Origin of the sequence: Streptomyces sp. NRRL F-5126 (assembly GCF_000721265.1) — a bacterium.
Taxonomy (GTDB): Bacteria; Actinomycetota; Actinomycetes; order Streptomycetales; family Streptomycetaceae; genus Streptomyces.
In genome coordinates, this window is sequence record NZ_JOFZ01000018.1 from 22,104 (window position 1) to 29,539 (window position 7,436).

Sequence of the window (7,436 nt, forward strand, 5' to 3'; positions counted from 1 at the left end):
GACCGCGTTCCTCACGGCGCCTGCGGGTACGCTGACGTGGCCAGTCATCCAGCCCGAAGGGACCCCCCATGCCGCTCGAAGCCGGCCTCCTGGAGATCCTCGCCTGCCCGGCCTGCCACGCACCCCTCAGCGACCGGACCGGGGCCGAAGACCCCGAGCTGGTGTGCACGAACGAGGAATGCGGCCTCGCGTACCCGGTCAGGGACGAGATCCCCGTGCTCCTCGTCGACGAGGCACGCCGGCCGGCGTAAGCGGCGCCGACGCGCACAGACGGCCCGGAGGCCACACCATGCTCGACGAGTCGATGCTCGACGCCCCGGACGCCCTCGCGCGCGCCGACCACCGCGGCCTGCTGCGCGGCGCCGCCGAGGCCGGCGCCCGCGTCAGGACGGCTCTGCGGAACGCGGACGAGGCCGGCGTCGCGCGCCTCGCCCCCGAGGGGCGGCCGCGCTCCGTGCTGGTCGCCGGGTCCGGGGCCGCCGCGTCCGCCGTCGCCGACCTGATCGGCGCGCTCGCCGGCGCGGTGGCGCCCGTCACGCGCCTGCGCCCGACCGGCGTCGCACCCGCCGCGGGCGCGCTGCGCTGGACGCTGCCGGGCTGGACGGGCGCCGTGGACCTGCTGCTCGTCGTCACCACCGACGGCGGCGAGCCCGGCCTCGGCCTGCTGGCCGAACAGGCGTACCGGCGCGGCTGCTCCGTCGTCGCCGTGGCGCCGCACCACTCGCCGCTCACGCGGACCGTGGACGGAGCGCGGGGCCTGCTCGTTCCGCTGGCCGTCGCCCCGGCGCACGAGTACGGCACCACGCCCCTCGCGGGGCAGGGGCCGCGTGACGAGGCCGTCCCGGCGGGCCCCGGCGCGCTGTGGGCCCTCTTCACCCCGCTGCTGGTGCTGCTCGACCGCATCGGACTCATCGACGCGCCGCCCGAGACGGTGAACGCGCTCGCGGACCGCCTGGACCGCGTCGCCGAACGCTGCGGCCCGGCGATCGCCACGTACAGCAACCCGGCGAAGACCCTCGCGGCGGAACTCGCCGACTCGCTGCCGCTGATCTGGAGCGAGGGCGTGGCCGCGGCTCCCGTCGGCCGCAGGTTCGCCACCGCGCTCGCGGAGGTCACCGGCAGGCCCGCCCTCGCCGCTGACCTGCCCGAGGCGCTCCCCTCGCACGGCGCGCTGCTGCGCGGGGCGTTCGCCGCAGGCGCCGACCCCGACGACTTCTTCCGGGACCGTGTCGAGGATCCTGAGGCGCTGCACGCCCGTGTCGTGCTGCTGCGCGACCGTCCGGCCGACGGGCTCTCGGCGGCGCCCGCAGCCCGGGAGGCGGCCGAGGACCACGAGACGCCCCTCAGCGAACTGGAGCCGGAAGAGGGCGGCGCACTGGAAGCACTCGCGGAGCTGCTCGCCATCACCGACTTCACCGTCGCGTACATGGCACTGACGGCGAAGGACACGTGACGCCGCGTGGGCGGAGAACCCCGGCGCGGACGGGACGGTGAATGAGGCACCCGGGGTGCACAGGCGGGGACGCACGGGCATCTCGCGGGGCAGCTTGCTGTTTCCGTTCGGGCAGGATCGCAGTCTGTCCGGGCAATCGCGCGGCCCGATCGGGCGATTGCGCAGCCTCTCGTGTGGTCGACCGCGCCGATTCGGGCAGGGGACACGTTGGTTCGGGCATGCGTCATGCCCGAACGACCCCTGAGGCCGCCTGTTCGAGCAGCCCTCGCGGCCCCACTCCGGGCCCGGCAGCGAAGGTCCCGAGAAACCTGCTCGCACGCCCATGCGCGCAGCGAGCCGTGCCCGTTGTCCGTTCGCAGAGCGGTTCCCTCCGCCGGCCGGAGAGCCCCCGGCCGCGACCGTCCGCGGGGCCCGGCCACCATCAGTGCCCCCACTCGGTTCAGCACGCCTCGCCCAGCCGCCCGGTCCCGGCCCGGCTGCCCGCATGCTGCGTCCCCCGTCCCCGTCCCCCTGTCCCCGTCCCCCGTCCGTCCGGCCGGCGCGTCCGGGGGCGGCCCATCGCGGCCCGGCCCCCGCAACCTCGCCCACAACCCGTCCTCGGCCGCGGCTGCCGCCCACGTCCACCGTCGACCGCTCCCCGTCGCACCGCCCGTCCCGGCCAGGCGACCGCTCCGCCGCCCGACCGACCAGGCACACCACCGGCCCGACGCCCCCGAAGCCTCGCCCTGACGTCCCGACGTCCCGACGCACAAGGAAGAATTCCCGCCATGGACCGCCTCTCCAGCCCCGTGCGCCCCTACGCCTGGGGTTCCACGACCGCCATCCCCGAACTGCTCGGCACCGAGCCAACCGGTGAACCCCAGGCCGAGGTCTGGATGGGCGCCCACCCGGGCGACCCCTCCCGGGTGACCCGCACCGCGCCGGACGGCACGCCGCGTGAGCAGTCACTCGCGGACGTCATCGCCGCCGACCCGGAGCACGAACTCGGCGCCGCCGCCGTCGCGAAGTTCGGCCCGCGCCTGCCCTTCCTCCTCAAGCTCCTCGCGGCAGGGTCCCCGCTCTCCCTCCAGGTCCACCCCGACCTCGCACAGGCCAGGGAGGGCTTCGCGGACGAAGAGCGCAGGGGCGTGCCCCTCGGCGCACCCGAGCGCAACTACAAGGACGCCAACCACAAGCCGGAACTGATCTGCGCGCTCACGCCCTTCGAGGGCCTGTGCGGCTTCCGTCCGGTCGCCGACGCCGCCGCCACGCTCGAAGCCCTCGACGTCGACTCGCTCAAGCCCTACGTGGACCTGCTGCGCGCCCGTCCCGAGGAAGCCGCGCTGCGCGAGGTCCTCACCGCCGTGCTGACGGGCGACCCGGCCGCGACCGCCGCCACCGTCACGGCTGCCGCCGAGGCCGCGCAGCGCCTCGGCGGCCCGTACGCGACGTACGCGTCCATCGCCCGCCACTACCCGGGCGACCCCGGCGTCATCGCCGCCATGCTGCTCAACTCCGTGACGCTCCGGCCGGGCGAGGCGATGTTCCTCGCGGCCGGCGTCCCGCACGCCTACCTCAGCGGGCTCGGCGTCGAGATCATGGCCAACTCCGACAACGTCCTGCGCTGCGGCCTGACACCGAAACACATCGACGTGCCCGAGCTGCTGCGCATCGTTCGCTTCGAGGCAGCCGACCCCGGAGTGCTGCGGCCCGCGCCCGACGCGGAGGGCGCCGAGGTGTACGCCACCGGGATCGACGAATTCCGCCTCTCCCGGTACGTGCTCGCGCCCGGCGGCGCATCCCGCGACCTGACGGCACCCTCCGCCCCGCAGATCCTGCTCTGCACGTCCGGCACATCGCAGGCGAACGACCTCGAACTCAGGCCCGGCGACGCGGTGTTCGTCAGGGCGGGCGAAAAGACCGAACTGTCCGGGGAGGGAACGGTCTTCCGGGCGACGGTGGTGGTCTGAGCCCGGCGTCCCGCGCGCGGCTGCAACAATGACCGGCTGTGCGACGTGTACGGCGTACGGGAACGCAGGAACGACGACACCACCCCCGCGACGAAGGGACACCGCGCAACCCATGAGCGCGCAAGGCGGAACCAAGGCGATCGTGGCGGCGCTCAGCGCCAACCTCTCGATCGCGGCAGCCAAGTTCGTGGCGTTCCTCTTCAGCGGATCGTCCTCGATGCTCGCCGAGGCCGTCCACTCGGTCGCCGACTCGGGCAACCAGTGCCTGCTGCTCCTCGGAGGCAAGCGCGCGAAGCGTGCGGCCGACGAGGAGCATCCGTTCGGCTACGGGCGCGAGCGCTACATCTACGGCTTCCTCGTGTCCATCGTGCTGTTCTCGGTCGGCGGTATGTTCGCGCTGTACGAGGGCTACGAGAAGGTCAAGGACCCCCACCCGATCGACGACTGGTACTGGCCCGTCGGCGTGCTCGTCTTCTCGGCCATCGCCGAGGGCTTCTCCTTCCGGACCGCGATGAAGGAGTCGAACGTCACGCGCGGGTCGCTGTCCTGGATGGAGTTCATCCGCCGCGCGAAGGCGCCCGAACTGCCCGTCGTCCTGCTGGAGGACTTCGGCGCGCTGATCGGCCTCGCACTCGCCCTTGCCGGTGTCGGCCTCGCGCTCGGCACCCACAACGGTGTCTGGGACGGCGCCGGCACGCTGTGCATCGGCACTCTGCTCATCCTGATCGCGCTCGTACTCGCCGTGGAGACCAAGTCGCTGCTGCTGGGCGAGTCCGCGAGCACCGAGCAGGTACGCAGGATCCGCGAGGCGGCGGTCGACGGGGACGCCGTGACGCGCGTCATCCACATGCGCACCCAGCACCTCGGCCCCGAGGAACTGCTCGTCGCGGCGAAGATCGCCGTACGGCACGACGACACGGCGGCGGAGGTCGCGGCCGCCATCGACGCGGCCGAGTCGCGGATCCGGGAGGCCGTGCCCATCGCCCGCGTCATCTACCTGGAGCCCGACGTCTACAGCGAGGCGGCGGCCGCCGCCGGCGCCGACCCCGCGGCCACACCGGGCGGCCCGGGCCCCGCCCCCCAGGAGCACTGACCCACCAGGGCCCCTCCGCCTGCCCGTCCCGGAACGGCGGGCCCTTCCCGGTCCGCTGTGTCCCGGCGGCGCGACCGGTGTAGATTCGGGGGAGCCAGACGTCGCTGCTGATGGCGGTCGGGCGGCCCGCCCCGCGCGGACCGGCCGAGGGAGAGAGGGGCCCGACGGACTGTGCCGCGTAGGCTCGGGCATCCGTATGTCCGGTGCCAACAGAGCCAGCCGAACGAACCCACCCTCGACCCATACGAGGAGCAGCTCGAAATGACGACTGTCGCCAACCGACAGGACTTCAAGGTCGCCGACCTCTCGCTCGCCGAGTTCGGCCGCAAGGAGATCACCCTCGCCGAGCACGAGATGCCCGGCCTGATGGCGATCCGCGCCGAGTACGCCGCGGCGAAGCCCCTGGCCGGCGCCCGCATCACCGGCTCCCTGCACATGACGGTGCAGACCGCTGTGCTGATCGAGACGCTGGTCGCGCTCGGCGCCGATGTCCGCTGGGCGTCCTGCAACATCTTCTCGACTCAGGATCATGCGGCCGCGGCCATTGCCGTGGGTCCGGACGGGACGCCGGACAACCCCAAGGGCATCCCCGTCTTCGCCTGGAAGGGCGAGAGCCTCGCCGAGTACTGGTGGTGCACGGAGCAGGCCCTGACCTGGCCCAACTCGCCCACGGGCGGTCCGAACATGATCCTGGACGACGGCGGTGACGCCACCCTCCTCGTCCACAAGGGCGTCGAGTTCGAGAAGGCGGGCAAGGCTCCCGGCCCGGAGACCGCCGACAGTGAGGAGTTCCGCGAGATCCTCACCCTGCTGAACCGCACGCTCGGTGAGAACCCGCAGAAGTGGACGAAGCTGGCCTCCGAGATCCGCGGCGTGACCGAGGAGACCACGACGGGTGTGCACCGCCTGTACGAGATGCAGCGCGACGGCCTGCTCCTCTTCCCGGCGATCAACGTCAACGACGCGGTCACGAAGTCGAAGTTCGACAACAAGTACGGCTGCCGCCACTCCCTCGTGGACGGCATCAACCGGGCCACCGATGTCCTGATCGGCGGCAAGGTCGCCGTGGTCTGCGGCTACGGCGACGTCGGCAAGGGCTGCGCGGAGTCGCTGCGCGGCCAGGGTGCCCGTGTCATCGTCACGGAGATCGACCCGATCTGCGCGCTGCAGGCGGCGATGGACGGCTTCCAGGTTGCGACGCTGGACGACGTCGTCGGGTTCGCGGACATCTTCGTGACGACGACGGGCAACAAGGACATCATCATGGCCGCGGACATGGCCAAGATGAAGCACCAGGCCATCGTCGGCAACATCGGTCACTTCGACAACGAGATCGACATGGCCGGCCTCGCGAAGATCGACGGGATCGTCAAGTCCGAGGTCAAGCCGCAGGTGCACACCTGGACGTTCCCCGACGGCAAGACGATCATCGTCCTGTCCGAGGGCCGCCTGCTGAACCTGGGCAACGCGACCGGCCACCCGTCGTTCGTGATGTCCAACTCGTTCTCCGACCAGACGCTGGCCCAGATCGAGCTGTTCACCAAGCCGGAGGAGTACCCGGTCAACGTCTACGTGCTCCCCAAGCACCTGGACGAGAAGGTCGCCCGTCTCCACCTCGACGCGCTCGGCGTCAAGCTCACGACGCTCCGCCCCGAGCAGGCCTCCTACATCGGCGTCGACGTGGCCGGCCCCTACAAGCCGGACCACTACCGCTACTGATCCGCGCCGGTCCCGGCCGCCAAAGCAACACCGGCGGCCGGGACCGCCCGCGTCAGCCCAGCAGGCCGCCCCACCCCCGGGGCGCCGCAGGACCGCACGAAGGCCCCGAACGATCCCATGCCCCGCGGCCGTTACTCGCTCCACGATCCCCACGACCACACCCCCGTTCTGCTGGAACACTTCCACTGCGCGCCGGGCCCGTCGGGATGGCGCTACGTGTCCGAGACAACGACGCCGGCCGGCACCCACGCCGGCTCCGTCGACCTGGCCATCGACGAGCACGGGCGCCCCATCCGCCTCGAACTCCACGCCGGCCCCTGGCAGATCCGCGGCGCCGCCCTCGACGGCGTCACCTGGGTCCGCACCGACTCCACCGGCACACACGCCACAGAGGGCAACGTCGACGCCCACGCCTTCGGTGGCGTATCCCCGGCCTTCCTCGTCGCCACAGCACGGCTGCTGCGGCTCACCCCCGATTCCCCCGCGAAGCGGGTACGCCTCGTCACCTTCACGGACCCGGTACTCGCGCCGCGCACCGTCGACCAGTCCTGGGCCCTGGTGAAGAGTGAAGCGCACGCCACTGACAACGGCCCCCTGATCGTGCACGAATACCTGGTCAACGCCCTGGACACGGGGGAGCAGCAGACGGTGCACCTGGCCGGCGACGTGGTCGTCGCGGCCCCCGGCATCGAACTGGAGGACCTGGCGGAGCCGCCCTCGTCCTTCCGGTCGGGGCCTGGTGTGCAGCTGCCGCCCGAGGCCTGTTAGGCTCACCAGCACCCCAGGAAAACTGTTGACGCAGTTGGAACGGGTCAGTAGATTCGGGTAGTTGCCCGGGATCGTTTGGACATCCCGTGCGGTGCACGTTAACCTCTACGAGGCTCTGGGCCGGAATGTGATTCCGGTGGGCCGATCGGATCCGTAACTCGGTACGACTGAAATCAAGCTGAGAAATCAGCCGGTACAGCCGTCTGCTAGGATCTGGAAAAGCGGAAAGAATCAAGACGCAAGTCAAATTCTCGAAGCAATCCCTTTCTGACGGGGAATCGGACGGAAACAGCGTCTGGTAGGGTTCAGAAACGTAAGGCCGAAGGGAAAGCGCCCGGAGGGAGCCTGGAAGGGCTTCCGAAGGAAGCGTCCGTTCCTTGAGAACTCAACAGCGTGCTAAAAGTCAACGCCAGATATGTTGATACCCCGGTCTGCCGGATGTGATGTCCGGTGG

The 7,436-nt window shown here is 71.4% G+C and carries 6 protein-coding genes; all 6 read left to right on the forward strand.

Translation table 11 applies throughout. From position 1 onward, the window contains the following. The first annotated feature begins 68 nt into the window (after window positions 1-68). The 6 genes from IH48_RS0131760 (at window position 69) to IH48_RS0131785 (ending at window position 6,982) form a co-directional block, all read left to right on the forward strand. The gene (locus IH48_RS0131760; protein WP_030912623.1) at window positions 69-251 is read left to right on the forward strand and encodes a Trm112 family protein; all 183 of its coding nucleotides are present in this window, start codon (window positions 69-71) and stop codon (window positions 249-251) included. 38 nt (window positions 252-289) lie between these two features. Then, window positions 290-1,453 carry an SIS domain-containing protein gene (locus IH48_RS0131765; protein ID WP_030912627.1) on the forward strand — a complete coding sequence of 388 codons (1,164 nt, stop codon included), beginning with the start codon at window positions 290-292 and terminating at the stop codon, window positions 1,451-1,453. A gap of 767 nt (window positions 1,454-2,220) precedes the next feature. Next, window positions 2,221-3,402 carry a mannose-6-phosphate isomerase, class I gene (manA, locus tag IH48_RS0131770; protein ID WP_030912630.1) on the forward strand — a complete coding sequence of 394 codons (1,182 nt, stop codon included), beginning with the start codon at window positions 2,221-2,223 and terminating at the stop codon, window positions 3,400-3,402. A 112-nt stretch (window positions 3,403-3,514) separates the two neighbouring features. Further along, window positions 3,515-4,495 carry a cation diffusion facilitator family transporter gene (locus tag IH48_RS0131775; protein WP_030912632.1) on the forward strand — a complete coding sequence of 327 codons (981 nt, stop codon included), beginning with the start codon at window positions 3,515-3,517 and terminating at the stop codon, window positions 4,493-4,495. A 261-nt stretch (window positions 4,496-4,756) separates the two neighbouring features. Further along, on the forward strand, window positions 4,757-6,214 hold the full coding sequence (gene ahcY, locus IH48_RS0131780; RefSeq protein WP_030912635.1) for an adenosylhomocysteinase: 1,458 nt from the start codon (window positions 4,757-4,759) through the stop codon (window positions 6,212-6,214). Between the two features lie 117 nt (window positions 6,215-6,331). Next, window positions 6,332-6,982, forward strand: a complete 651-nt coding sequence (locus IH48_RS0131785; protein ID WP_051840958.1) for a hypothetical protein — start codon at window positions 6,332-6,334, stop codon at window positions 6,980-6,982. The last annotated feature ends 454 nt before the right edge of the window (window positions 6,983-7,436 follow it).

Coding starts and splice junctions, on each gene's coding strand:
- IH48_RS0131785 (WP_051840958.1), top strand. CDS start 6,332: ATGCCCCGCGGCCGTTACTCGCTCCACGATCCCCACGACCACACCCCC.
- ahcY (WP_030912635.1), top strand. CDS start 4,757: ATGACGACTGTCGCCAACCGACAGGACTTCAAGGTCGCCGACCTCTCG.
- manA (WP_030912630.1), top strand. CDS start 2,221: ATGGACCGCCTCTCCAGCCCCGTGCGCCCCTACGCCTGGGGTTCCACG.
- IH48_RS0131760 (WP_030912623.1), top strand. CDS start 69: ATGCCGCTCGAAGCCGGCCTCCTGGAGATCCTCGCCTGCCCGGCCTGC.
- IH48_RS0131765 (WP_030912627.1), top strand. CDS start 290: ATGCTCGACGAGTCGATGCTCGACGCCCCGGACGCCCTCGCGCGCGCC.
- IH48_RS0131775 (WP_030912632.1), top strand. CDS start 3,515: ATGAGCGCGCAAGGCGGAACCAAGGCGATCGTGGCGGCGCTCAGCGCC.